The organism is Mycobacterium sp. NGS34, assembly GCF_059812845.1.
Map to the genome: position 1 here is coordinate 1 of NZ_JCALDM010000046.1, position 2,464 is coordinate 2,464.

The following is a 2,464-nucleotide window of genomic DNA, read 5'->3' on the forward strand; positions in this document are numbered from 1 at the left end:
GAGATATTGTCAATACCTGTGGATCGGGGTGTTTCAGGCGACCTCGGTTTCGGTTGTTTCGCCCGGCTCGGGCGGTGTGATGTCGGCGGGGCGTTCGAGTAGCTTGCCTTTGTGGAAGACGGCGCCGGCACGGACGAGGGCGACCAGGTGGGGTGCGTTGACTGCCCGCCAGCGGGCTTGCGCGGCGTCGATGAGCTTGTAGGCCATGGCAATTCCGGCCGCCCGGGATCCCGGGCCCTTGGTGACCTTGGTCCGCAAGCGGACGGTGGCAAACGTTGATTCGATCGGGTTCGTGGTTCTCAAATGGATCCAGTGTTCGGCTGGGTATTTGTAGAATTCCAGGAGCACGTCGGCGTCGTCGACGATCTTGGCGACCGCTTTGGGGTACTTGGCGCCGTAGTCGATCTCGAAGGCCTTGATGGCGACCTGCGCGTGGTCGATGTCCTCGGCGTTGTAGATCTCTTTGATCGCCGCTGATGCTGCCGGGTGCGCCGATTTAGGCAGGCAGGAAAGGACATTGGCCTGTTTGTGGAACCAGCAGCGTTGCTCGCGGGTAGCCGGGAAGACCTCGCGCATCGCCTTCCAGAAGCCCAGTGCACCGTCGCCGACGGCCAGCACCGGCGCGGTCATCCCGCGGCGGCAGCCCCGCAGCAGATCGGCCCACGACTCGGTCGATTCTCGGTATCCGTCGGCCAGGGCGACGAGTTCCTTGCGGCCATCGGAGCGGACCCCGATCATCACCAGCAGGCAGAGCTTCTCCTGCTCGAGGCGGACCTTGAGGTGGATGCCGTCGACCCACAGGTAGACGTAATCGGTGCCCGAGAGGTCACGCTCGCCGAAAGTCTTCGCTTCGTCCTGCCATTGGCTGGTGAGCCGGGTGATCGTCGTGGCCGACAGTCCGGCACTCGAGCCGAGAAACTGCTCCAGCGCCGGACCGAAGTCACTCGTCGAGAGCCCGTGCAGGTACAGCAGTGGCAGCACCTCGGTCATCTGCGGGGACTTGCGTGCCCACGCCGGCAGGATCGCCGAGGAAAACCGTTGCCGCTCACCGGTAACGGCGTCGATGCGCTTGTCGTTGACCCGCGGGGCGGTCACCGTGACCGCACCCGCGGCGGTGAGGATGTCACGTTCGTGGTGATAGCCGTTGCGGACCACCAGACGCCGACCGTTGTCGTCGACCTCACCGGCATGGGCGTCGACGTAGGCGGCTACTTCAGCCTGCAGTGCCGCCGCCAACATCTGCCGCGCACCGTCGCGGACGATCTCATCCAACAACGACCGACCAGCACCGCTGCCGTTCTCGTTGGCTGATTCCGCGTCGTGAACTACCGTGAGCATGGGCGTACCTTCCCAACCAGCGCGCCAACGCCGGTCTTGATCGAGATCCTGTTTCCGTGATGATCATCCTCGGGAAGGTGCGCCCACTTTCACGCCACCTCGCCGAGGCTCATCCACAGGTTCTGATCATTGCTCGGTGGCGACTGCGCATGCTGCCCAACGTGACTGGGCACTCCGGACGCCGCGGCAGCGCGGCACCATGCTGCGAGCTTTGGCGACACTCATGCGAGAGCATACCGAAGAACTCGCGCTGCTCGACGTGGAGTTCACGAGCGCGTTTCGCATGATCGAGACCGTTAAGCCGATGACCCAACCGCCCGCGAGCCCGCTATCAAGGGGAGGCGTCCTGGGTGGCCAGGTAGCCTTCGCCGAACGCGAATGCACCCGAGGCTGAGCGGAACGATCCGGGCGGCGCTGACGATACTTGACTCCAGGTACCCGGGCTTCCGATCGCGCAAGAGTCACCAATTGCGCGGCAGGCCTCACTCGTTCCTCAGGGGAGGTACCCTTTCTGCCATGCAGAGACCGGCGCAAACGCGACAAATGGATCAACTCGGTACCGCTAAACCGCCTCAGTATCCGATCAAGGCTGTCGACAACGCTCTTCGCCTACTTCTACTCCTGGGTGAACGATCAGAGGTCCGTCTTACCGAGGCAAGCGTCTATCTAGACGTGGCATCGTCGACTGCGCATCGGCTGTTATCGATGCTTCAGTATCGCGGTTTCGTCCGCCAGGATCCGATCAGCAAGGCTTATCTGCCCGGACCGGCCTTGACCGGGGTGGCGTTCGCTGTTTTCGCCAGAATGGATATACCGCGCATCGCAGCTCCGATTCTGCGCCAGCTCAGCGATGCGCTGCAGGAAACAGTGCATATCGGGATGCTGGATGGCACGTCGGTCCGCTTCATCGCGGCGCTCGAGAGCCCGTCCGCCGTGCGGGTGGTATCGCGCCTGGGTAGGACCATGCCTGCACACTGCACGTCGACCGGTAAGGCCATGCTTGCCAACTTCTCCGATGAAGAGCTTCACAAACTGTACCCTGACCCAAATTTGGAACAACTCACCCAGAATTCAGTGAGCACCCTCACCCAGTTGTGCGCCGAGTTGGTAGAGGTCAGAAAGAGCG

3 protein-coding genes are annotated in these 2,464 nt (G+C 62.8%); 2 read left to right on the top strand and 1 reads right to left on the bottom strand.

Features of this window, described 5'->3' with window-relative positions; all coding sequences use genetic code 11:
• Positions 1-33 precede the first annotated feature (33 nt).
• The gene (locus tag AC5Y7V_RS31280; RefSeq protein WP_099250435.1) at positions 34-1,338 is read right to left on the bottom strand and encodes an IS256 family transposase; all 1,305 of its coding nucleotides are present in this window, start codon (positions 1,336-1,338) and stop codon (positions 34-36) included.
• Positions 1,339-1,474: 136 nt separating this feature from the next.
• Here AC5Y7V_RS31280 and AC5Y7V_RS31285 point away from each other — a divergent pair, with 136 nt between their 5' ends.
• Positions 1,475-1,732, top strand: a complete 258-nt coding sequence (locus AC5Y7V_RS31285) for an aldehyde dehydrogenase family protein (protein WP_083339453.1) — start codon at positions 1,475-1,477, stop codon at positions 1,730-1,732.
• Positions 1,733-1,854: 122 nt separating this feature from the next.
• A partial coding sequence (locus AC5Y7V_RS31290; protein WP_225330607.1) for an IclR family transcriptional regulator occupies positions 1,855-2,464 on the top strand: 610 nt, incomplete at its 3' end.

What these genes read in the sequence shown, in the direction of transcription:
- AC5Y7V_RS31280 (WP_099250435.1), bottom strand. Translation starts at nt 1,338, where the DNA reads ATGCTCACGGTAGTTCACGACGCGGAATCAGCCAACGAGAACGGCAGC.